The organism is Stenotrophomonas sp. (assembly GCF_036662295.1).
Lineage (GTDB): Bacteria > Pseudomonadota > Gammaproteobacteria > Xanthomonadales > Xanthomonadaceae > Stenotrophomonas.
The window spans coordinates 1-2,173 of the sequence record NZ_JAVWXA010000198.1 but is presented as its reverse complement, the minus strand read 5'-3'; the positions used below and the strand labels follow the sequence as shown (position 1 = coordinate 2,173).

Annotated in this window: 2 protein-coding genes; both read left to right on the top strand. The window is 71.7% G+C overall.

Annotated features, from left to right (window positions below):
* A partial coding sequence (locus RSA25_RS19440) for a rhomboid family intramembrane serine protease (protein WP_332810461.1) occupies positions 1-248 on the top strand: 248 nt, incomplete at its 5' end.
* A 55-nt stretch (positions 249-303) separates the two neighbouring features.
* Positions 304-1,965, top strand: a complete 1,662-nt coding sequence (locus RSA25_RS19435) for a DUF4166 domain-containing protein (RefSeq protein WP_332810460.1) — start codon at positions 304-306, stop codon at positions 1,963-1,965.
* The last annotated feature ends 208 nt before the right edge of the window (positions 1,966-2,173 follow it).

Genomic DNA, 2,173 nt, shown 5'->3' with positions numbered 1-2,173 from the left:
CCAACCAGCGGATCATGCTGCTGTTCCCGCCGATTCCGATGAAGACGCGCACCTTCGTGATCATGATCGGCCTGACCGAGCTGGTGATGGGCGTCACCTCGTGGCAGCCGGGCATCGCCCACTTCGCGCACCTCGGCGGCATGCTGTTCGGCTGGCTGCTGATCCGCTACTGGCGCGGGCAACCGCCGTTCAACAAGCGCCCCCCGGGCGGGCCCAAGCGCCGGAACCACCTGCGCAGCGTCCGCTAGCCCCGCATCGGCGGCGTCGGCGTCGCCCTTTCTTTGGAACAAGGATGTTTCGGCAATGAAGATTCTCCTGCTGGGCGGCTACGGCGTGTTCGGCGGCCGGCTGGCGCGGCTGCTGGCCGACCTGTCCGGGATCGAGCTGTTGATCTGCGGGCGCAACCTGGCCGCCGCGCGCGCGTTCTGTGCCGGCTACGTGGGCGCGCCGCGGCTGCGCCCGCTTCAGGTGGACCGGCAGGCGATCGCGCAGGTGCTGGCCGATGAGCGTCCGGACCTGCTGGTGGATGCCTCCGGCCCGTTCCAGGACTATGGCGAGCAGCCGTACGGGGTGGTCCAGGCCTGCATCGCCGCGCGCATTCCCTACCTGGATTTCGCCGATGCGGCCGACTTCGTGTTCGGGGTGGCGCAGTTCGATGCGCAGGCGCGGCAGGCCGGGGTGTTCGTGCTGTCCGGGGTGAGCAGTTTCCCGGTGCTGACCGCCGCGGTGCTGCGGCGGATGACGCAGGACATGGACATTGAAACGGTCGAAGGCGGCATCGCGCCGTCGCCGTATGCCGGCATCGGGCTCAATGTGATGCGCGCGGTGGTGGGCTATGCCGGCGCGCCGGTCAAGCTGCGCCGCCATGGCGTGGACGGGCACGGGGTGGGGCTGGCCGAGAGCCGGCGCTTCACCGTGGCCGTGCCGGGCCGGCTGCCGCTGCGCAACCTGCATTTCTCGCTGGTGGACGTGCCGGACCTGCAGGTGTTGCCGCCGGAGCATCCGGGCATGACCGACATCTGGATCGGCGCCGGCCCGGTGCCCGAGTCGCTGCACCGCGTGCTCAACCTGCTGGCCAAGGCGCGCGCGCGGCTGCGGCTGCCCTCGCTGGCGCCGCTGTCCACCTTGTTCTACACCGTGCTCAACCTGATGAAGTTCGGTGAACATCGCGGGGGCATGTACGTGCGCGCCACCGGCCGCCGCGACGGGCGCGCGCTGGAACAGAGCTGGCACCTGCTGGCCGAAGGCGAGGACGGCCCGTACATCCCGTCGATGGCGGTCGAGGCGGTGCTGCGCAAGCTGCTGGCCGGGCAGCGGCCGGCCGATGGCGCGCGCCCGGCCACCCACGCGCTGGAGCTGGAGGACTATGAGCGCCTGTTCGACGGGCGCTCGATCCACACCGGCTTCCGTTGCGAGGACCCCCAGGCCGCCCTCTATCCCCAACTGCTGGGCAGCGCCTTCGCCACGCTGCCGGCGCCCGTGCAGGCCCTGCACGCCGACCGCCACGCGCGGCAGTGGCGCGGGCTGGCCGAGGTGCGGCGTGGCAAGGGCGTGTTGTCGCGGCTGGTCGGCGCGGTGTTCGGCTTCCCCCCGGCGGGGCAGGCGGTGCCGGTGGCCGTGGCCTTCGCCCCCGAGCGCGGCGGTGAGCGCTGGACCCGCGACTTCGATGGCCGCCGGTTCTCATCCTGGCAACGGCGCGGGCAGGGCAGGGACGCCTACCTGCTGGTGGAGCGCTTCGGCCTCGTCGACGTCGCGCTGGCGCTGGTGGTGGAGGACGATCGCCTGCACCTCGTGGCCCGGCGCTGGTCATGCCTCGGCATCCCCCTGCCGGCCGCCCTGCTGCCGGGCGGGCGCACCTTTGAAACCGAACGCGACGGCCGTTTCGTGTTCGACGTGGAAATCGCCGCGCCCCTGGTCGGGCTGATCGTGGCCTATCGCGGCAGCCTGCAGGCCGAGCCGGCGTAGCGCACGGGCCCGGCCCCCCGAACCTGCACATCTCCACCCCCGACAGTTGGTCGGTGGCCCTCAGGAAAGCAGTGGCCGCAGCACTGGTTGGTGGTCGGTGGTCGTTGGGAACAACGGGGCTGTGGGAAGCCGGCCAGCGGCCGGCACTACCGGCATTTTTGGTGCGCACCGGCCAACTGTCCAAGGGGGGGTACGGGTGGGGGTGCGG

Coding starts and splice junctions, on each gene's coding strand:
- RSA25_RS19435 (WP_332810460.1), top strand. CDS start 304: ATGAAGATTCTCCTGCTGGGCGGCTACGGCGTGTTCGGCGGCCGGCTG.